16 protein-coding genes are annotated in these 20299 nt (G+C 69.2%); 13 read left to right on the top strand and 3 right to left on the bottom strand.

All coding sequences use genetic code 11. The features are described 5' to 3' along the window. Positions 1–36: 36 nt before the first annotated feature. The 9 genes from ABE424_RS17465 (at position 37) to ABE424_RS17425 (ending at position 9765) form a co-directional block, all read left to right on the top strand. The gene (locus ABE424_RS17465; protein WP_346492810.1) at positions 37–1278 is read left to right on the top strand and encodes an NAD(P)/FAD-dependent oxidoreductase; all 1242 of its coding nucleotides are present in this window, start codon (positions 37–39) and stop codon (positions 1276–1278) included. Next, positions 1266–1817, top strand: a complete 552-nt coding sequence (locus ABE424_RS17460) for a DUF3261 domain-containing protein (RefSeq protein WP_346492811.1) — start codon at positions 1266–1268, stop codon at positions 1815–1817. Before ABE424_RS17465 ends, ABE424_RS17460 begins: the two co-directional genes overlap by 13 nt. Continuing rightward, the gene (locus ABE424_RS17455; RefSeq protein WP_346492812.1) at positions 1814–3001 is read left to right on the top strand and encodes a beta-ketoacyl-[acyl-carrier-protein] synthase family protein; all 1188 of its coding nucleotides are present in this window, start codon (positions 1814–1816) and stop codon (positions 2999–3001) included. Before ABE424_RS17460 ends, ABE424_RS17455 begins: the two co-directional genes overlap by 4 nt. Beyond that, a complete protein-coding gene (locus ABE424_RS17450; RefSeq protein ID WP_179459728.1) occupies positions 2998–3459 on the top strand; it encodes a hypothetical protein in 462 nt (153 codons plus the stop codon). The genes ABE424_RS17455 and ABE424_RS17450 overlap by 4 nt, the downstream gene beginning before the upstream one ends. After that, complete coding sequence (locus tag ABE424_RS17445; RefSeq protein ID WP_179459729.1) at positions 3456–4187, top strand: 3-ketoacyl-ACP reductase FabG2; 732 nt, start codon at positions 3456–3458, stop codon at positions 4185–4187. Before ABE424_RS17450 ends, ABE424_RS17445 begins: the two co-directional genes overlap by 4 nt. Continuing rightward, entirely contained in the window at positions 4187–5428 is a 1242-nt protein-coding gene (locus tag ABE424_RS17440; protein ID WP_346492813.1) for a beta-ketoacyl-ACP synthase, read from the top strand. Before ABE424_RS17445 ends, ABE424_RS17440 begins: the two co-directional genes overlap by 1 nt. A gap of 75 nt (positions 5429–5503) precedes the next feature. Continuing rightward, a complete protein-coding gene (locus ABE424_RS17435) occupies positions 5504–5941 on the top strand; it encodes an excinuclease ATPase subunit (RefSeq protein WP_319207511.1) in 438 nt (145 codons plus the stop codon). Positions 5942–6170: 229 nt separating this feature from the next. Beyond that, entirely contained in the window at positions 6171–6437 is a 267-nt protein-coding gene (locus tag ABE424_RS17430; RefSeq protein WP_346472261.1) for a YcgL domain-containing protein, read from the top strand. Further along, a complete protein-coding gene (locus ABE424_RS17425; protein WP_346492814.1) occupies positions 6430–9765 on the top strand; it encodes an ankyrin repeat domain-containing protein in 3336 nt (1111 codons plus the stop codon). The genes ABE424_RS17430 and ABE424_RS17425 overlap by 8 nt, the downstream gene beginning before the upstream one ends. Before the next feature lie 72 nt (positions 9766–9837). On the opposite strand, the gene ABE424_RS17420 is transcribed toward ABE424_RS17425, so the two are convergent. Next, positions 9838–11643 (bottom strand): monovalent cation:proton antiporter-2 (CPA2) family protein, encoded by a 1806-nt coding sequence (locus ABE424_RS17420; protein WP_346492815.1) that lies wholly within the window; start codon positions 11641–11643, stop codon positions 9838–9840. A 345-nt stretch (positions 11644–11988) separates the two neighbouring features. Here ABE424_RS17420 and mgtE point away from each other — a divergent pair, with 345 nt between their 5' ends. The 3 genes from mgtE to ABE424_RS17405 all read left to right on the top strand — a co-directional run bounded on the left by mgtE (position 11989) and on the right by ABE424_RS17405 (position 16906). Next, on the top strand, positions 11989–13359 hold the full coding sequence (mgtE, locus tag ABE424_RS17415; protein ID WP_176987840.1) for a magnesium transporter: 1371 nt from the start codon (positions 11989–11991) through the stop codon (positions 13357–13359). Positions 13360–13433: 74 nt separating this feature from the next. Further along, complete coding sequence (locus ABE424_RS17410; RefSeq protein WP_346492816.1) at positions 13434–16163, top strand: bifunctional acetate--CoA ligase family protein/GNAT family N-acetyltransferase; 2730 nt, start codon at positions 13434–13436, stop codon at positions 16161–16163. A gap of 47 nt (positions 16164–16210) precedes the next feature. Continuing rightward, positions 16211–16906 carry an alpha/beta hydrolase gene (locus ABE424_RS17405; protein WP_346492817.1) on the top strand — a complete coding sequence of 232 codons (696 nt, stop codon included), beginning with the start codon at positions 16211–16213 and terminating at the stop codon, positions 16904–16906. A 150-nt stretch (positions 16907–17056) separates the two neighbouring features. Here ABE424_RS17405 and dkgB read toward each other — a convergent pair whose 3' ends face one another. After that, positions 17057–17860 carry a 2,5-didehydrogluconate reductase DkgB gene (gene dkgB, locus ABE424_RS17400; protein WP_346492818.1) on the bottom strand — a complete coding sequence of 268 codons (804 nt, stop codon included), beginning with the start codon at positions 17858–17860 and terminating at the stop codon, positions 17057–17059. 142 nt (positions 17861–18002) lie between these two features. After that, positions 18003–19217, bottom strand: a complete 1215-nt coding sequence (locus ABE424_RS17395; RefSeq protein WP_346492819.1) for an MFS transporter — start codon at positions 19215–19217, stop codon at positions 18003–18005. A gap of 126 nt (positions 19218–19343) precedes the next feature. Here ABE424_RS17395 and ABE424_RS17390 point away from each other — a divergent pair, with 126 nt between their 5' ends. Beyond that, on the top strand, positions 19344–20246 hold the full coding sequence (locus ABE424_RS17390; RefSeq protein WP_346492820.1) for a LysR family transcriptional regulator: 903 nt from the start codon (positions 19344–19346) through the stop codon (positions 20244–20246). The last annotated feature ends 53 nt before the right edge of the window (positions 20247–20299 follow it).

Genomic DNA, 20299 nt, shown 5'->3' with positions numbered 1-20299 from the left:
GTTTCCCCTTTCATGATCTGATCAAGGATGTATCCGATGAACCCGCACGTGGAACGAACTGACATCCTGGTCATCGGCGCCGGCCCGGCCGGTTCCGTGGCCGCTGCGATGCTGCGCCAGCAGGGTCGCCAGGTGCTGATCCTGGAGCGCCAGCAGTTCCCGCGCTTCTCGATCGGCGAGAGCCTGCTGCCGCAGAGCATGGAGTACATCGAGGCTGCCGGTCTGCTGCAGGACGTGGTGCAGGCGGGGTTCCAGTACAAGAACGGCGCGGCCTTCGTGCGCGGCGACGCGACCACCGAGTTCGACTTCCGCGACAAGTTCTCGCCCGGCTGGGGCACCACCTACCAGGTGCAGCGCGCCGACTTCGATGACGTGCTGGCGCGCGGTGCCGAGCGCATGGGCGCCACGCTGCGCTTCGGCGATGAAGTGCTGTCGGTGCAGCCCGGGCGCCCGGCGCGGGTGCAGGTGCGCCGCCCGGATGGCAGCGAATACACCATCGAAGCCGGCTTCATTCTCGATGCCAGTGGTTTCGCCCGGCTGCTGCCGCGCCTGCTGAAGCTGGAGTCGCCGTCGAACTTCCCGGTGCGCGGCGCGATCTTCTGCCACGTGCGCGACCACATTCCCGCCGGCGCGGGTTTCGACCGCAACAAGATCCTGATCACCACCCATCCCGAACACGTGGACGTGTGGTACTGGACGATTCCGTTCTCCAACGGCTGCTGCTCGCTGGGCGTGGTGGCCGAGCCGGCCTTCTTCGAACGCTACCCCGGTACCGATCTGGAAAAGCTGCAGGCGATCGTCGGCGAAGACCCGAACCTCACCCGACTGCTCAGGAACGCCGAGTGGGCGGTGCTGCCGGTGCGCACCATCACCGGTTATTCGGCCAACGTCTCTTCATTGTGGGGCGAGGGCTATGCGCTGCTGGGCAATGCCGGCGAGTTCCTGGACCCGGTGTTTTCCTCGGGCGTGACCATCGCCTTCAAATCGGCGCAACTGGCCAGCGATTGCCTGGCACGCGAACAGGCCGGCGAAACGGTGGACTGGGAGCAGGACTTCTCGGTGCCGCTGCGCGCCGGCGTGAAGACCTTCCGGCGCTTCGTCGAGGCCTGGTATGCCGGCGGCTTCCAGAAGATCATCTACCATCCCGATCCGCAGCCGGAGGTACGCCGCATGATCTCTTCGATCCTGGCCGGCTACGCCTGGGACACGCAGAACCCGTATGTCGCCGATGCCAGTGGCCGGCGCCTGCGCGTATTGGAGGAACTGTGCAGCGCCTGATCCTGACCCTGTTGCTGAGCCTGCTGCTGACCGCGTGTGCCAGCACCCGGATGCCCACGCCGCTGGTACAGCTGCCCACGCTGCAGCTGGCGCCCTCGGCGTTGCCGCAGCCGGTGCAGCTGCAGCAGCGCCTCCAGTTCCGCTTCGGCAGCCACGAGCGCGAGCTGGATGCGCTGCTGGAAGTGGATGCCGGGCAGGTGCGGCTGGCCGTGCAGGCCATGGGCCAGACCGGCGTGCGCATGGTCTGGGACGGGCAGCACCTGGAACAGACCCGTGCGCCGTGGCTGCCGCCGCAGGTGCGCGGTGAACGCGTGCTGGACGACCTGCAGTTCTCGCTCTGGCCGGCGGCGGCGATCCGCGCCGCGCTGCCGGCCGGCTGGACCCTGCAGGAGACCGATGGCGTGCGGAGCCTGGAGCAGGGCGGCAAACCCTGGCTGGTGCGCGACACGCTGCCCGATGGCCGCGTGCGCCTGCGCAACCTGGCCGAGGGCTATGAACTGGTGATCGAATCGATGGACATGGGGCAGGGCCAAGAGTGAGCAGCAGTGCGGTCTATCTGAACGAACTGGGCGTGATCTGTGCGCTGGGCGCCGACCGCGCCGAGGTGCGCGGCGGCCTGTTCGCGGCACAGCCCGGCGGATTGCGCGACAACGATGCCATCCTGCCCGGCCGCACGCTGGCGCTGGGCGAGGTCCATGCGCCGTTGCCGGACCTGGCCGAGCTGCCGGTGGCCCTGCGTGGCCGCAACAACGGCCTGCTCGACGCTGCGCTCGTCCAGATCCGCGAGGCCGTCGCTGCCGCCGTGGCCCGCTTTGGTGCCGAGCGCGTGGCGGTGATCATCGGCACCAGCACCTCGGGCATCGGCGAATCGGAGAGCGCGCTGCGCAGCTACCATCGCGACGGCACATGGCCGGCCGATTTCCACTATGCGCAGCAGGAAATGGGGACCGCCGCGCGTTTCGTGCGCGAGCGGATCGGCAGCACCGGCCCGGCGTGGACGATCTCCACCGCGTGTTCCTCCAGCGCCAAGGCGCTGATGTCGGCCGCGCGCCTGCTGCAGGCCGGCGCGGTCGATGCGGTGGTCGCCGGCGGCGCGGATTCGATGTGCCGCTTCACCGTGGCCGGGTTCAGCGCGCTGGAGTCGGTCTCGGCGTCGCGCTGCAATCCGTTCTCGGTGAACCGCAGCGGGATCAACATCGGCGAAGGCGCGGCGCTGTTCCTGATGACGCGCGAGCCGGGCCCGGTGCGTCTGGCGGGTTGGGGCGAATCCTCCGACGCGCACCACATGTCCGCCCCGGACCCGCAGGCACGCGGCGCGATCGATGCCATGCAGCAGGCGCTGGACCGGGCCGGCCTGGCCGCGGCGCAGATCGACTACGTGAACCTGCACGGCACCGCCACCGGCCACAACGATGCGATGGAAAGCCAGGCGGTCGCGGCGGTGCTCGGCACGCAGGTGCCGGCCAGCTCGACCAAGCCGCTGACCGGGCACACGCTCGGTGCCTCCGGGGCGATCGAAGCGGCGCTGTGCTGGATGACGCTGGCGGACAACCCGGACCAGCAGCTGCCCACCCACTGGTGGGACGGGCAGGCCGATGACGCGTTGCCGGGGCTGGCGCTGGTGGCACCGGGCACGTGCGCCGCGCGGCCGCTGCAGCATGTGCTCAGCCACTCGTTCGCCTTCGGTGGCAGCAATGCCGTGCTGGCGCTGGCCCGGGGATGAGCATGCCGCTGCCCGATGACATCGACGCGGTGCTCCCGCACCGCGACAGCATGCGCCTGATCCACCGCGTGGTGGCCTGGGAGGACGCATCCATCGCGGTCGAGGTGGACGTGCCGGCGCAGGGTCTGTTCTGCACCCCCGACGGTGTGCCTGCCTGGGTCGGGGTCGAATACATGGCCCAGGCGATCGCCGCCTGGGCCGGGTGCCGCGCGCGCCATGCCGGCCGGGCGCCGTCGATCGGCTTCCTGCTCGGCACCCGCCGTTACACCGCCCACCAGCCGTTCTTCGCCGCCGGCAGTTGCCTGCGGGTGGAGGCGAACTGCGAGCTGTTGGGCGAGAATGGCCTGGGCATGTTCGCCTGCCGGATCCTGGCAGGCGATATCGAAATGGCGGTCGCCAACGTCTCCGTGTTTGAACCCACGGATGCGATGGCCTATCTGGAGACTGGAGAGGCATGACAGGGAATTTGACCGTGCTGGTGACCGGCGCCAGCCGTGGCATCGGCCGTGCCGTGGCGCTGCGTTGCGCGCGCGACGGCTTCGATGTGGTGGTGCATTGCCGCAGCCGCATCGAGGAAGCGCAGGCCGTGGTGGCCGAGATCCAGGCCCTGGGCCGCCAGGCCCGGGTGCTGATGTTCGATGTGGCCGACCGTGACGCCGCGCGCACCGCGCTGGAAGCGGACATCGCCGAGCACGGCACCTATTACGGGGTGGTCTGCAACGCGGGCATCGCCCGTGACGGCGCCTTCCCGGCGATGCCGGCCGAGGATTGGGATGCCGTCATCCACACCAACCTGGACAGCTTCTACAACGTGCTGCATCCGTTGGTGATGCCGCTGGTGCGCCGGCGCAAGCCGGGCCGCATCGTCACCTTGTCCTCGGTGTCCGGCCTGGTCGGCAACCGCGGCCAGACCAACTACAGTGCGGCCAAGGCCGGGATCATCGGCGCCACCAAGGCGCTGGCGCTGGAACTGGCCAGCCGCGCGATCACCGTCAACTGCGTGGCGCCGGGGCTGATCGAGACCGAGATGGTCAATGAAGAAGTGGTCGAGCACGCGCTCAAGCTGATTCCCGCCAACCGCCTTGGCCAGCCGGACGAGGTCGCTGCGGCCGTGTCCTTCCTGCTCTCCGAATCGGCCGGGTACATCACGCGACAGGTGATCTCGGTCAACGGAGGCATGGTCTGATGGCCCGTCCCGATCGTCGCGTCGTGGTCACCGGTGCCGCTGCCATCAGCCCGCTTGGGCAGGATTGGGCGAGCATCCGCGCGCGCCTGCAGGCGCGGACCAACGCGGTGCGCTACATCCCCGAGTGGGAAGTGTTCGATGGCCTGAATACCCGCCTGGCCGCCCCGGCCGAGGAATTCGAGCTCCCCTCCAACTACAACCGCAAGACCACCCGCAGCATGGGCAAGGTGGCGGTGATGTCGGTGCGCGCCACCGAACTGGCGCTGGAGACGGCCGGCCTGCTGGGCCATCCGGTGCTGCGCAGTGGCATGGCCGGCGTCGCCTACGGTTCGTCCTCGGGCAGCCACGAAGCCACCGCCGAGTTCGGCCGGATGCTCCATGAGCACACCACCGAAGGCATCAGCGCCACCACCTACCTGAAGATGATGAGCCACACTTCGCCGGTGAACATCGGCGTGTTCTTCGGTTTGTCCGGCCGCGTCTACACCACCTCCAGCGCCTGCACCTCGGGCAGCCAGGGCGTGGGCTCGGGCTACGAGGCGATCCGCAGCGGCAAGCAGACGGTGATGGTCACCGGCGGTGCCGAGCAGCTCGACGCCACCGCCGCGGCGGTGTTCGACACCCTGTTCGCCACCAGTGTGCGCAATGACGCGCCGCAGACCACGCCCAGCCCCTTCGATGCGCACCGCGACGGCCTGGTGCTGGGCGAGGGCGCCTGCACGCTGATCCTGGAAGAACTGGAGCATGCACAGGCGCGCGGGGCCACGATCCTGGCCGAAGTGGTCGGCTACGGCACCAACAGCGATGGCCAGCATGTCACCCAGCCCAGCGCCGGCACCATGGCGCAGGCGATGCGGCTGGCGCTGGAAGATGCCGGGCTGGCCGCCGATCAGATCGGCTACGTCAACGCACACGGCACCGCCACCGAGCACGGCGACATCGCCGAAACCCAGGCCACCCACCAGGTGTTCGGGCCGGGCATGCCGATCAGCTCGCTGAAGAGCTACGTCGGCCACATGCTCGGGGCCTGCGGTGCGTTCGAAGCCTGGCTCAGCATCGAGATGATGCGCGAGGGCTGGTTCGCCCCGACCCTGAATCTGCATGAGGTCGATCCCCGCTGCGGTGCGCTGGATTACATCGCCGGCGCGGGCCGCGCGTTGCAGACCGACTACGTCATGAGCAACAACTTTGCCTTCGGCGGCATCAACACCTCGTTGATCTTCCGCCGCTGGCAGGACTGACCGCCGTTTCCGGCCCGCGTCGCGGGCCGGCCGTTCCGTAGACCCCTCGCATCCCCCCAACAAGGAGAAAGTTGAATGCGTCGTTTTGCCCTGATCGCCGCCACCGCCCTGCTCGCCGTTGCCAGCACCGCCCAGGCCCGCGACACCCGTGTCGAGCAGTCGCTGCATGAGCTGGTCAATTCCGCTGAAGCCCGCAATGTCGGCATCGACGGCAGCGTGAAGTTCTATCTGGCCGGTGAAAAGGTCAGCGTGGTGGAACGCCTAGGCGAGGACGTGACCAACAAGAAGACCAACGCCGCCAACAAGAGCGATGCCGAGGCCTGCCGCTGGGTGGCCCTGTCGGCGCTGCGCGCGCTGCAGGATGGCGCAAAGTCGCGCGGTGCCAATGCCGTGGTCGACATCGTCAGCTACTACAAGAAGAACGAGTTCAAGAGCACCACCAACTACGAATGCTATGCGGGCGCGATCCTGGCCGGCGTGGCGCTGAAGGGCACCTACGCCAAGGTGAAATAAGCACGCACGACCACCGTCCCCCGGGGCGGTGGTCGGCGGAAAGCGACGCATTCATCACGGCGGCGTGGGCAGACTGCAGCGGCGCCCAGCTGAACGACATCGCGACATTGATGAACCCCATGCTGGCCCGCGACGGAAAACCGACAGCAGACCGTGCACGCAGCTTTCACCTGTGCCGGCTTTCCTCCACAATCATTGCCATTCACTACCCTGGGCAAAGCCCTGCGGCATGCAAGCCTACGTCTATAAAAGCCAACGCAAGCAGGACAGCTTCGTCTATCTCGCCGTTCGTGATGACTTTTCGGTCATCCCGGACGCGGTGAAGGCATCGCTGGCGCCGTTCCAGTTCGTTCTCGAAGTGGCCCTGACTCCCGACCGTCGCCTCGCCCAGGCCGATGTCGCACAAGTGCGCCAGAACCTGACCGAGCGGGGATTCCACCTGCAGCTGCCGCCGCCGCCCCTGGCGCCGGTCCGGATCCCGCGACGCAATGACTGACGCCCAACGCCCCCGCGCCGTTGCCTCCGCCGCCACGCTCGGCGTGCTGCTGGCCCTGGCTGCGGCCGTCGGTGGCGTGCCCGGCGCCGTATGCGCCGCGCTGGCCCAGCCGGCGTTCGCGCTGGCGGTGTCGTGGTGGCGCCGCACCCGGCCGCTGCAAGCGCTGCCACAGGTGGCGCGCCAGGATGCTCCCGCGCTGCTGGCGCTGTGGTCCCTCGGCCCGCTGCTGCTGACGTTGCTGGTGGCCTGGCCACTGAGCGCACTGCACGACAGCGGCAGCCTGGCGGCCGTGCTGGGCCTGAGCGTGGCGGTCAGCGCCGCGCTGCTCGGGGTCTGGCGGACCTGGCCGTTGTGGAATGACGTGGAGCGCAGCGAAGGCAGCCTGGCGCGCCACTGGCAGACCCTGGCCGGGCGCGACCTGACCGCCTGGCGCGGCCTGGCCGTCGCCGCGCTGGTGGTGCTGGTCTGCGCGCTGGTGGTGCTGCCGGCGTGGCCGGGGCTGGTGTCGGACGCACTGCACTGGCCGATCGCCGCTGCGGTCGTGCTGCTGTCGCCGTTGGCGCACGTGCTGCTGCAGGCGATCGCCCCGGCCGACGCGTTGACGGCGACATTGCCGGTCCAGATGAGTGGCGACCGCGAGGATCCGTTCGCCGGGCACCACGCCGAGCCCACGCCGCTGGAATCGATCGGCCTGCACGAACAACAGCCGGCGCTGTACGACGCCGCGCGCAGCGGTCGGGTCGACCGCGCCCTGCAGCTGCTGCAGGCCGGCGCGGACCCGCACGGCCTGCCTGATCCGGCCTGGCGCGACCAGCGCAGCCTGGCCGTGCTCGCCGCGGTGCTGCCGGACCTGCGCCTGCTGCGTGAACTGATCGCCCGCGGCGTGGGCGTCAACGCGCCGCATCGCGGCATGACCCCGCTGCTGGCCGCCACCCGCGACAGCTGGCACGGTCGCCCCGAGGCGGTGATGACCCTGCTCGCCAACGGCGCCGACCCGCGTGCGGTGGACAGCGAAGGCAACACTCCCCTGCACCATGCCGCGCGCAGTTCCGATCCCGGCGTCGCCGCGTTGCTGCGCGATGCCGCCGCCGAAGTGGATGCGCTCAACGACGATGGCTGGTCACCGCTGGCGGTCGCCTGCCAGGTCGGCAACTGGCGCCTGGCCAAGTTCCTGCTCGAACGCGGCGCGAAGACCGAGCCGGCCGAAGGTACGCCCGTGCTGCTTGCCGCCGCCGGTACCGAAGAAGACGATCCGGCCGGTGTGCAGCTGCTGCTCAAGCACAAGGCCCGCGCCGACGCGCGCGACCGCCAGCGCCGCAGTGCGCTGCACGAAGCCGCGCTGGCCGGCCATGTCGACATCATCGATGTGCTGCTGGCCGCCGGCGCCAATCTGGAAGCGCGCGATGCACTGGCGCGCACGCCGTGGCTGGAAGCCGCGCGCGGGGGCCGTGCCGGCGTGGTGGAACACCTGCTGCCACACCAGCCCGACCTCAATGCGGTCGATGGCGAAGGACGCAATGCGGTACTGCTGGCCTGCATGGCGGACAACGTGTCGCCGCTGCTGGTGCGCCGCCTGCGCGACCTGGGCATCGCCGTCGACGTGGCCGATCCACAGGGCCGCCGTGCGGTGGACATCGCCGCCGGCGCCGGGCGCTGGGCGATCGTTTCGCTGCTGGATCCCGCCTACCCGCTGCCGTCCGCGGTCAGCGATGGCCTGGTGATGTCTGGTGACAGCGATGCGGCCGCGCCCTCGTTGCCGGACCGCCCGCCGCTGGAACTGCTGCGCGAAGCGCTGAGCTTCGGCAACGTGGAGGGCATGGCCGCGCTGGCCCGCCTGTGCGCGCCGGAGGAACTCGGTGCGCTGCTGCACGATGCCGAACTGGCGCTGGATCCACAGGCGCTGGACTGGTTGCTCGCGCACGGCGCGGCGCCCGAAGTGCTCGATGCCTGCGGTGATACCCCGATGTTCGCGCTGCTGGCGCGGGGCATCGACGCGGTGCCTGCGCTGCAGGTGCTGCTGCGCCGTGGCCTGTCCCCGGCCGGTCGCGGTGGCCTGGCACGGCTGTTGAGCGCCTGCGCCCAGCACGACCACGCCTCGCGCGGGCTGGAACAGCTCGCCCTGGAACTGCTGGAACGCGGCGCGGATCCGTTCGCGCCGTCGCCGGCCGGCGACCCGCCGCTGTCATTGGCGGTGCGCCTGGGCTGGCTGCGCCTGCAGCAGGCGCTGCTCACCCAGGGCGTGGACCGCGAAGCGCGCGACAGCCATGGCATGACCGCGCTGCATCTGGCCACCGCGCTCGCACGCGAAGGCTCGATCAAGCTGCTGGTCCAGCAGGGCGCCTCACCCGAAGCGCGTGCGGCCGACGGCCAGACGCCGCTGGGCGTGGCGCTGTCGATCGGTCGCCGCGACCTCGCCGACTGGCTGGACTGGCGGGTATGGCCCTTGCCGCGCCGCGCGCTGCGCGACGGCGACCTGCCGGCTGCGGCGATGGCCGGCGATGCCGATGCCGTGCGCCGCCTGATCGATCTCGGCTTCGGCGTCGATGTGGTCGACGCCCAGGGCTGCACCGCGCTGCTGCGTGCCGCCGGTGGCGGTCACCTGGCCGTGGTCGACCTGCTGCTCGCCCGCGGCGCGAATCCGCAGCATGCCGCGGCCAGTGGCGCCACGCCGCTGTCGGCCGCGGTGAGCATGCGTCAGATCGAGATCGTTTCGGCCCTGCTCGATGCCGGTGCCGAACTCGAATACCGCCTGCCGGGCGGTGTCACCGTGCTGATGCTGGCCTCGGCGCTGGGCCTGCCGGACATCGTCTCGCGCCTGCTCACCGCCGGTGCCAACGTCCATGCGGGCGACGCCCAGCAGCTCGGCCCGCTGCACTGCGCCGCGCTATACGGTTTCAGTGCGCGCGACCGCTCGCGTCTGCTCGCGCTGCTCGACACGCTGCTGCTGGCCGGCGCCGAACCGGACCAGGCCGCCGCCGGCTCGGTCACGCCGTTGCTGCTGCTGCTCGGCGCCCGCGCCGAACCGGGTACCGCCTGCGACGAGCAGATCGTGCTCGCCGCGGTGGAGCGCCTGCTGGACGAAGAGGTCTCGCTGGACGTGCGGGATCCGCGTGGCTTCGGCCCGCTGCATCTGGCGGCCCTGCACGGCCTGCCGCTGCTGGTGCAGCGCCTGCTGCGTGCCGGCGCCGACCCGGACGTGCGCGACGCACTCAACCGCAGCCCGCGCGAGATCGCGGTGATGCGTGGTTTCATCGACGTCGCCGGCGAATTCGAACCGCTGGTGCCGGGGGTGTCATCGATGGCCCGGTTCCTGCGCGATAACGGCTGAGCCCCGCCTGGTAGTGCCGGCCGCTGGCCGGCAGCGCTCAATGATGCACGGGCAGGTGCACCCGCAGGTTCATCAACGCGGTGGGGTGCCGTCCGCACCCTTCCCATCACTCTCCGCATCTGCCTCGAACAGATGCATCAGGTCCGCACGCGCATCGCGCGAGGTCTGGATCACCGCCGCTTCGTCGTCGTAGACCAGGTACTGGTCGCGCAGCAGCTTCTCGTCGTGCTCGCGGAAACGCTGCACATGGTTGCGCGCGGTCTCCACCGACATGCCGAGCGCGATCAGCATCCGTTCGCTCAGTTCCAGGCTGGTACCGAACACTTCGCGGAACGGCTCGGCGGACATGTCCATCAGGCGCCACGCATGCTGTCGGTTGCGCGCGCGCACCAGCACCACCGCATCCGGGTACATGCGCCGGATCAGCCGCGTGGCCCGCATGTTGGCGTCCGGATCATCCAGCGTGACCACATACACGCGGATGTGCTCGCCGCCGGCGGCACGCAGCATTTCCGGCCGGGTCGGGTCGCCGTAATACAGCTTGTTGCCGAAGCGGCGCAGGTCCGAGACCGTGTCCGGATTCGACTCCAGCGCCACGAACGGAATCTTCTGCGCGGTCAGCAGGCGCGCCACCACCTGGCCGAAGCGGCCCATGCCGGCGATCATCACCTGGGGCTGCACATCGTTGATATCGACGGTGTCGGCAGGCTGGGCGGGGGCCTTGGGGCCCTCATCGCGACCCAGCAGGCGGATCAGGCCGATCATCAGCAGCGGGGTGATCGCCATCGACAGGCCGACGATCGCCACCAGCCGGTCATGGTTGGCATTGCCGAGCAGATGCGCGCGCTGCGCCTCGTTGAACACCACGAACGCGAACTCGCCGCCGAGCCACAGCACGCTGCCCAGCAGCACCGCGTGGCGGGTCCGCAGTTTGGCCAGCTTGCCGATGCCGAACAGCAGGCCGAACTTCACCACCAGCAGGATCGCCACGCCCGCCGTGATCATCATCGGCTCGGCGACGATGCGGTCCAGATCGATGCCCATGCCCACGGCGATGAAGAACAGGCCGAGCAGCAGGCCCTTGAACGGCTCGATCTGCGATTCCAGCTCGTGGCGGAATTCCGAATCGGACAACAGCACACCGGCCAGGAAGGCGCCCAGGCTGGGGCTCAGGCCGGCCTCCTGCATGAACCACGCCGTGCCGAGCACGACCAGCAGCGCGGTCGCGGTGAACACTTCCGGGCTGCGCGTGCGCGCGATGATGTTGAACAGCCGGCGCAGCACCGGCCGGCCGCACAGGATCACCACCGCCAGCGCGCCGAGGGCGATCGCCACGTCATTCCACTGCAGGGTGTCGTTGCGCGCACCGCCGAGCAGCGGGATCGCCGCCAGCAACGGGATCGCGATCAGGTCCTGGAACAGCAGGATCGCAAATCCGAGCCGCCCGTAATCGCTGTTGATCGCCTTGTGTTCGGACAACAGCTGCAGCCCGACCGCCGTGGAGGACAGCGCCAGCGCGATGCCGACGATCAACGCGCTCTTCCACTGGAAGTGATCCAGCATCAGCAGGCTGCCCAGCACCAGCGCGCTCAGCGCCACCTGCAGCGCGCCGGCCCCGAACACCGAGCGGCGCATCACCTTCAGGCGGGCGGGGGACAGTTCCAGGCCGATCACGAACAGCAGCATCACCACGCCGATCTCGGCGGCACTGAGGATGCGGTCGGCGTCCTGCACGAAGCCCAGGCCATCCGGGCCGAGCACCACGCCGGCGGCCAGGTAGCCGAGCACCGCGCCGAGGCCGAGCTTCTTGAACACCGGTACCGCGATCACCGCGGCCAGCAGCAGCACCAGGGCCAGCTCGAGCGCGCCGCTATGCATGGGAGAACCTGCTCATGGGATCGTGTGCCGTGCGGGTGGAAAACCTCCCCGGCAGCCGGGGCCCGTGGCCGGGGCCACGCACCATTATGCGGCCGGCATGGACGCCGAAGGCCACTGTCACCCGAACGGGCCGCGGCCCAAGGGTTGACCTGCGTCACACCCGGGTCCAGACTGCCCGCCGCTGCTGGCGCGTCCGCCGTCGGCAGTACACCCCTCCGGAGTCTCCAACCCATGTCCAGCGACAGTAGAAGTCGACCTTGCTCGACGCCAGCGATGGCTACCGCCTGACACGGGTCGGTTCGCCAGCGTTGGCGTCGCGCAATGCGATACCCACAGGCGAATACGATGAACCAGAAAGACCTGCTGCGCCCGGTGGCCGATGCCGCCTCGTTGAGCGCACCCCTCGATAATTTCAACACCGCCGATGCGGTGGAATTCCTCAACACGCTGAGCCTGTCGCGCGCCGCCGACACGCTGGCCGCGTTGCCGTTGCCGCGTGCGGTGAAGATGCTCGAACAGCCCGAGCTCAACCGCGGGGGCGACCTGGTGGCGGCGATGCCCGTTGCCCGCGCGGCCGCCCTGCTCGGCCTGATGGCTGACGATCGCGCCACCGATATCGTCCACGAGCTGGACGAGGACGAGCGTGCGCGCCTGATCCCACTGCTCAGCCCGGAAGCGCGCAAGGCGATCCAGCAGCTGCTGAGCTACCCGGCGCACACCGCCGGTGCGCTGATGACCACCGAGTTCGTCAGCGTGCCTTCGGACTGGACGGTCGGGCGCACCCTGCAGCACATCCGCGAGGTCGAGCGCACCCGCGAGACCGTCTACGCGATCTACGTGCTGGACCCGCATACCCGCGCGCTGGTGCAGGTGGTGACCATGCGCCGGCTGATCACCGGGCTGCCGGAGGAACCCATCCTCGACGTCGCCCAGGTCAACCCGCCGGTGACGGTGGAGGTGCAGATGGACCAGGAAGAGGTCGCGCAGCTGATCCGCCGCCACGACCTGCTCGCGATCCCGGTGGTCGATGCGCAGCACCACGTGCTCGGCATCGTCACCGTGGATGACATCCTGGATGCACTGATCGAAGAATCCACCGAGGACGTGCACAAGTTCGGCGGCATGGAAGCGCTGGAAAAGCCGTACATGCAGATCGGCTTCTTCGAGATGCTGCGCAAGCGGGCGGGTTGGCTGAGCGTGCTGTTCCTCGGCGAAATGCTGACCGCCAGCGCGATGCAGCACTACGAAGATGAACTGGCGCGCGCGGTGGTGCTGACGCTGTTCATCCCGTTGATCATGAGCTCGGGCGGCAACTCCGGCTCGCAGGCCACCTCGCTGCTGATCCGCAGCCTGGCCCTGCGCGAGCTGCGCCTGCGCGACTGGTGGAAGGTGGCGCTGCGCGAGGTGCCGACCGGCATCACCCTGGGCGCGATCCTGGGGGTGCTGGCGATCATCCGCATCGTGTCCTGGCAGCTGCTGGGCCTGCACGACTACGGCGAGCACTGGCAGCTGCTGGCGCTGACGATCGGCGCGGCCCTGGTCGGGATCGTCACCTTCGGCTCGCTGTCCGGCTCGATGCTGCCCTTCATCCTCAAGCGCCTCGGCTTCGACCCGGCCAGCGCCTCGGCCCCGTTCGTGGCCACGCTGGTCGACGTCACCGGCCTGGTCATCTACTTCAGCATCGCCGCGATGATCCTGCGCGGCACCCTCCTTTAACGGGGACGGAGGTAGTTAATAACAGGGACGGAGGTGGTTATTAACCACCTCCGTCCCTGTTACTGTCTGGTCGCATGAGCACCTACCACCTGCAAGCCGTCTTCCGCCCGCAGTCGGTCGCCGTGATCGGCGGCAGCCCGCGTGAACGCTCCGCCGGCCGTGCGGTGATGCGCAATCTGCGCGACACCGGGTTCCCCGGGAAGGTCGCCTGGATCAATCCGCGGTACAGCGAAATCGACGGCATCCGCACCGTGAAGCGGCTCAAGGACCTGGACTGGGTCCCGGAACTGGTGGTGATCACCGCCCCGGCCAGCATCGTGCCGCAGGTGGTGGCCACCGCCGCCGAGCGCGGCGTCAGTGCGGCGATCATCCTCACCGCCAACCTGGGCGAAGGCCCGGGCTCGCTGGCCGCGCAGGTGGAGGCGGCCGCCCGGCCAAAGGGCCTGCGCATCCTCGGCCCGCACTGCCTGGGCGTGATTGCCCCGCACGCGCGCTTGAACGCCAGCATCGCCGCGCATTTCCCGCAGGCCGGTGACCTGGCCCTGATCTCCGAGTCCAGCGCGATTGCCGCGGCCCTGGTGGAGTGGGGCGTGGCACGCTCGGTCGGTTTCTCCGCCGTGGTCTCGCTGGGCGACACGCTGGATGTCGATTTCGGCGACCTGCTCGATTACTTCGCCACCGATTACCGCACCCGCGCGATCCTGCTCTACGTCGAACAGATCCGCGACGCGCGCAAGTTCATGTCGGCCGCGCGTGCCGCCGCGCGCGCCAAGCCGGTGGTGGTGGTCAAATCCGGCCGCCACATCCGCATCAACCCCGATGCCGATACCCACGTGCAGGCGCTGGCCAGCGCCGATGCGGTCTACGGCGCGGCGTTCAACCGCGCGGGCCTGCTGCGCGTGAGCGCGCTGGACGAACTGTTCACCGCCGCCGAAACGCTGGGCCGGCTCGGCACGTTCCCCGGTCGCCGGCTGGCGATCCTGAGCAATGGCGGCGGGGTGGGGCGGCTGGCGGTGGATCAGCTGCTGGCCCTGCGCGGCAGCCTGGCCGAGCTGTCGCCGGCCACCGTCGCCCAGCTCGATGCGGTGCTGCCGCAAGGCTGGTCGCGCAGCAATCCGGTCGACATCGTGGTCGATGCCGATGGCGACCGCTACGCCGCCGCGATCGAAGCGCTGATGTCCGATACCGAGAACGACGCCGTGCTGGTGGTCAACGTGCCCACCGCGTTCACCTCCTCGGCCGATGCCGCGCAGGCCCTGACCCGCACGCTTGGCCTGCGTCCCCGCCATCACCGCGACAAGCCGGTATTCGCGGTCTGGCTGGGCAACGACGACCGTGCCACCGCCACGCTCAACGCCGCGCGCGTGCCGACCTATCCCACCGAAGCCGAGGCCGTCCGCGGCTTCCAGCATCTGGTGCGCTACCGGGATGCGCAGGCCGCGTTGATGGAAACTCCGCCCAGCCTGCCGGAGGATTTCGTGGTCGATACCGCCGGCGCCCGCGCGCTGGTGGACGCCGCGCTCGCCGCCGGCCAGCAGTGGCTGGACCCGATCGCCACCCACCAGCTGCTCACCGCCTACGGCATTCCATCGGCACCGGTGATGCAGGCCCGTGATGCCCACGAGGCGATGGACCTGGCCCAGCCGTTGCTGGAGCAGGGCGCCACGGTGGCGATCAAGGTGTTCTCGGCCGACATCCCGCACAAGTCCGATGTCGACGGCGTGCGCTTGAACCTCAGTACCCTGCAGTCCGTGCATGCGGCAGCCACCTCGATCATCGCGCGCGCGCACGAGAAGCGACCGGATGCGCGCATCGATGGCGTGCTGGTGCAACCCACCATCGTGCGGCCGAAGGCGCGCGAGCTGATCGCCGGCATTGCCGACGACCCGACCTTCGGCCCGGTGATCGTGTTCGGCCGTGGTGGTACCGCCGTCGAAGTGATCGACGACAAGGCCATCGCCCTCCCACCGCTGGACCTGCGCCTGTCGCACGAACTGATCGGGCGCACGCGCGTGTCGCGCATCCTCAAGGCATACCGCGATGTCCCGGCCGCCGACGAACGCGCGGTCGCCCTGATCCTGGTCAAGCTCGCCCAGTTGGCCGCCGACATTCCCGAGATCCGCACGCTCGACATCAATCCGCTGCTGGCCGACCGTGATGGCGTGATCGCGCTGGATGCGCGCGTGGCGATCGCACCGTCGCGCAAGCTGCACAAGGGCCGCGGCCATCCGCGCTTCGCGGTGTTCCCGTATCCCAAGGAATGGGAGCGCACCATCACCCTGTCCGACGGCGCGCCGGCCTTCGTGCGCCCGGTCCGCCCCGAGGATGACGCGCTGTTCCGCGCGTTCTTCGCGCGCGTCACCGATGACGACCTGCGCCTGCGCTTCTTCCAGTCGGTGAAGCACTTCAGCCACGAATTCATCGCGCGCCTGACCCAGCTCGACTACGCGCGTTCCATCGCGCTGGTGGCCATCGACCCGCGCAGCGGCGACATGCTCGGCGCGGTGCGCCTGCACGCCGATGCGGACTACGACCGCGGCGAGTACGGCATCCTGATCCGCTCCGACCTCAAGGGCCATGGCATCGGCTGGCGGCTGATGGCGATCATGATCGAGTACGCCCAGTGGCTCGGCCTGAACATCATCGAAGGCCAGGTGCTGCGCGAGAACAGCACCATGCTGGCGATGTGCCAGAGCCTGGGCTTCAAGACCAAGCTCGACCCGGACGATTCGACGGTGATGGTGGTGACGCTGCCGGTGCAGAACGTACAAGTGCCGCAGGCGCCCGATCCTGCAACGCACTGAGCCGATCGCGGTACGGCGCATGCACGTGGGCGGGGCGACAATAGGGAATGACCGATCGCTTCCCCCTGCTGCTGCTCCCTGGCCTGCTCAACGACGCTGAACTCTGGCGTGCGCAGATCGCCGACCTGTCCGATATCGCCGACTGCATCGTCGGCGACCAGACCCGCGGCGAGACGATGCAGGCGGTGGTCGAGGACGTGCTGGCACAGGCACCGGCGCGCTTTGCGCTGGCGGGATTCTCGCTGGGTGGCTTCGTGGCGCAGGCGATCCTGCGCACCGCACCGGAGCGGGTGCTGCGGCTGGCCCTGATCGACACCTCGATCCATGCCGACTCGCCCGAGCGTGCCAGGCAGCGCCAGACCCAGCGGGCCAGCGTGCGCCTGCCCGGGAAATTCCACGGCTTCGGCGACACTCTGATGCGCAGCTATATCGATGCCTCGCGGCTGGATGACTACGTGCTGGTCCAGCGCGTGCGCGACATGACCGCGCGGCTGGGCGCGGAGGTGTTCCTGCGCCAGAGCGCACTGGACCGCGTGGATGGCCATGATGTGCTGGCCGGATACCGCGATCCGCTGTTGATCGTGTGCGGTGCGAACGACCGCGTCACCCCACTGGCGATCAGCGAGGAGATGCATGCGCTGGTGGCGCACTCGAACCTGGTGGTGCTGCCCGACTGTGGGCATCTGGCCCCGATGGAAAAGCCCGACGAGGTCAGCGCGGCAATGCGGGACTGGTTGCGGTGATACCGGCCACGCACTTCAGGTGATGCCGGCCAGCGGCCGGCACTACCCGATGATGTCCACGCCGTTGATCGGGCGCGGGCTCTTCCGGTAGGTGCCGACCGTTGGTCGGCACGCACCACCCACGCCCGACCAACGGTCGGGCGCTACCGATCAATCCCAGGCCGGCGCGATCGCTTCCGGGTTGGCCAGGCGATGCCCGCGATCCAGCGTGGCGATCTGCGCCATGTCTTCATCGCTCAAGCGCAGCTCGACCGCCAGCAGGTTGCCGGCCAGGTTGTCGCGCTTGGTCGAGGACGGAATCACCGCGTAGCCCTGCTGCAACGCCCAGGCCAGCGCGACCTGGGCCGGGGTGGCCTGGTGGCGGTCGGCGATGGCCTGGATCACCGGGTCCTTGAGCACTTCGCCGTAGGCCAGGCTCATGTAGGCGGTGACATGGATGCCCTGTTCCTTCAGGAACGCGATCAGCGCGCGGTTCTGCAGGTACGGGTGGACTTCGATCTGGTTGGTCGCGATCGCGTCTGCCCCGAGGATGTCGATGGCCTGGCGGGTCTGGGCGATGGTGAAGTTGGAGATGCCGATCTGCCGGGTCAGCCCGAGCGACTTGGCCTCGGCCAGCGCGCCCAGGTACTCGGCCATCGGCACGGCATCCTTCGGCGACGGCCAGTGGATCAGGGTCAGCTCGACGTGGTCGGTGCGCAGCTTGCGCAGGCTCTCGCGCAGGCTGGCCAGCAACGCGTCGTGCTGGAAGTTGGCGATCCAGATCTTGGTGGTGAGGAACAGATCATCGCGGGCCACGCCGGATTCGGCGATGGCCTGGCCGACCTCGGCCTCGTTCTCGTAGATCTGTGCGGTATCGATGGCGCGGTAGCCGACGTCCAGTGCGTTGCGCACCGAGTCGATCACGGTCTGGCCCTTCAGGCGGAAGGTGCCGAGGCCGAATGCGGGAATGCTCATGGAAACTCCTTCATGGGGTGAGGTGCAGGCTACGCCGTGCACCGTAAAGCGACGTAGAGCCGACCGTTGGTCGGCTGCGGTTGCGTGAAACGAATCGTTGGGCGACTGCTGTCTGGTAAGGCGAACCGTCGGTCCGGATCGATCAATGCGGACTCACCGCGATGCCTTCGGCGCGGTCGGCCACACCATCGCGACGGTCCAGGCGGCCACTCCATGCGGTCAGGCCGAAGGCACCCATCACCACCAGCGCGCCCAGCCACGGGGTGTGCATCAGGCCGAAGTGATCGACCACCAGGCCACCCAGCGAGGCACCGAGCGCGATGCCGACGTTGAACGCGGCGATGTTCAGGCCCGAGGCCACATCGGCGGCCTGCGGGGCGAACCGCTGTGCCTGCTTGACCACGTACACCTGCAGCCCCGGGACGTTGCCGAAGGCCACCGCACCCAGCGCCAGCACGGTCAGCAGCACCAGCCAGGTGTTGTAGGCGGTGAAGGTGAGCACGAACAGCACGGCGGCCAGCAACGCGAAGATCAGCTTCAGTGCCGGGATCGGGCCGCGACGGTCGGCCAGCCGGCCGCCCCACAGATTGCCGATCGCCACCGACACGCCATACACCAGCAGCACGCCGCTGACCGCATTGGCGGAGAAGCCGGTGACGTCCTGCAGGATCGAGGCCAGGTAAGTGAACGACAGGAAGGTGCCGCCGTAGCCGAGCGCGGTGATCGCATACACCAGCAGCAGGCGTGGCTGGGCGAGCACGGCGAGCTGCTGGCCGAACGTGGCCGGCGCGCTGCGCTGCAGGTTGCGCGGGACGAACAGCAGGCTGCCGATCAGCGCGATCACGCCGAGCGCGGCCACGGCCAGGAAGGTGGCGCGCCAACCCAGGTGCTGGCCGATGAAGGTACCCAGCGGCACGCCGGTGACCAGCGCCACGGTGAGGCCGGTGAACATGATCGCGATCGCGCTGGCGGCCTTTTCCTTGGGCACCACCGAGGTGGCGATGATCGAGCCGATCGAGAAGAACACACCGTGCGCCAGGCCGGTCAGCACGCGCGCCACGATCAGCGAGCCGTAGCCCGGGGCCATCCAGGCGATCACATTGCCGAGGGTGAACAGCAGCATCAGTGCGACCAGCAGGGTCTTGCGCGGCACCCGGCCGGTCAGCGCGGTGAGCACCGGCGCACCGACCGCCACGCCCAATGCATACAGCGACACCAGCAGCCCGGCCGAGGGCAGGGTGACGCCAAGGTCGGCGGCGATGGTCGGAATCAGGCCGACGATGACGAATTCAGTGGTGCCGATGGCGTACGCACCCAGCGTCAACGCCAACAAGGCCAAGGGGATACCACGGGACATGGACGGATACCGGTGGGGAATGAGGCTGCGCAGTCTGCGCGCCGTACTCTTGCGGAAAAAGCGGCCTTCACGCCAATCACTGTTGCCCCATGGTCAATAATGGAGCACCTCCACCGTGCCGCCGCCATGAAAACGACCCTGGATGAGATGCAGGCCTTCATCGCCGTGATCGACAGCGGCTCGATCACCGCCGCCGCCGAGCAACTGGGTCAGACCACCTCCGGGGTCAGCCGGGCGCTGGGCCGGCTGGAGGAAAAGCTCGGCACCACGCTGTTGACCCGTACCACGCGGCGCCTGCAGCTGACGGAAGAAGGCGACGCCTTCCTGGCCCAGGCCCGCGCCATCGTGGCCTCCGTGGAAGCGGCCGAGGAGCAGATCGCCGCGCGGCGCCAACGCCCGGCCGGCCGCCTGCGCGTGGATGCGGCGATGCCCTTCGTGCTGCACGTGATCGCCCCGCTGGTGGCCAGCTATCGGGCGCGCTATCCCGACGTGGCCCTGGAGCTCAACAGCAGCGAGCGCTACATCGACCTGCTGGAGCGGCGCACCGATGTCGCCATCCGGATCGGGCCGCTGGCCGATTCCACCCTGCATGCGCGGCCGCTGGCCCACAGCCGCCTGCGCGTGATGGTCAGCCCGGCCTACCTGCAGCAGCACGGCACCCCGCGCGATGTGGCGGCACTCGGCGAGCACACCCTCCTCGGCTTCAACGAGCCCGATTCGCTCAACCACTGGCCACTGCCCGGCGCGACCGACGCGCTGCTGCACGTGCGCCCGGCGGTGGCGGTGTCCAGCGGCGAAACGCTGCGCCGGCTCGCGCTGGAAGGCGTCGGCATCGTCTGCCTGTCCGACTTCATGACCCACCGCGACCGCGAGGCCGGCGACCTGGTGCAGCTGCTGCCGGAAATCACCGTGGAAGTGCGCCAGCCGATCCACGCCGTGTACTACCGCAACACGGCGGTCTCGGCGCGGATCAGCTCGTTCCTCGATCACCTGGCCGAGGCCATGGTGGGCACCCCCTACGTCCGGTAGTGCCGGCCGCTGGCCGGCATTTTCGCGATGCCTGCTGCATACGGTTGCCGGCC

Origin of the sequence: Stenotrophomonas sp. TWI1149, from assembly GCF_039673155.1 — a bacterium.
GTDB lineage: Bacteria > Pseudomonadota > Gammaproteobacteria > Xanthomonadales > Xanthomonadaceae > Stenotrophomonas > Stenotrophomonas maltophilia_AA.
Note: the sequence above shows the minus strand (reverse complement) of the source record. Positions and strands in the feature narration are given on the sequence as shown.